Below are 539 nucleotides of genomic sequence, written 5' to 3'. Positions count from 1 at the left end.
AACCTGCTGGCCCTGAACGCTGCGATTGAAGCGGCGCGAGCCGGGGAAAGCGGGCGCGGTTTTGCGGTGGTGGCCGACGAGGTGCGCAACCTGGCCAAGCGTACCCAGGACTCGGTGGAGGAGATTCGCCTGGTGATCGAGCGCATCCAGACTGGCACCCGTGGAGTGGTGGCGACCATGCATTCGAGCCAGACCCAGGCGCAGAACAACGCCGGGCAGATTCATCAGGCGGTGCAGGCCCTGGGCAAGATCAGCGATGCGGTAACGGTGATCAGCGACATGAACCTGCAAATCGCCAGCGCCGCCGAGCAGCAAAGTGCGGTGGCCGAGGAGGTCAACCGCAACGTCTCGGCAATCCGCACAGTGACCGAAACCCTGACCGGCCAGGCCACCGAATCGGCGGCCATCAGCAGCCAGCTCAACGCCCTGGCCAGCCAGCAGATGAAGCTGATGGATCAGTTTCGGGTTTGACCCGGGCTTGAAGCCAGTAAGCACCCAATGTGGGAGCGGGCTTGCCCGCGAATACGGTGGATCAGTCG

Annotated in this window: 1 protein-coding gene; it reads left to right on the top strand. The window is 64.0% G+C overall.

Annotated elements, in window-relative coordinates; translation table 11 throughout:
* The coding region (locus HX846_RS39740) for a methyl-accepting chemotaxis protein (protein ID WP_256739920.1) at nucleotides 1-471 on the top strand (471 nt) is incomplete at its 5' end.
* Between the last annotated feature and the right edge of the window lie 68 nt (nucleotides 472-539).

The sequence above is a fragment of the Pseudomonas sp. K5002 genome (genome assembly GCF_013386655.1).
GTDB lineage: Bacteria > Pseudomonadota > Gammaproteobacteria > Pseudomonadales > Pseudomonadaceae > Aquipseudomonas.
Note: the sequence above shows the minus strand (reverse complement) of the source record. Positions and strands in the feature narration are given on the sequence as shown.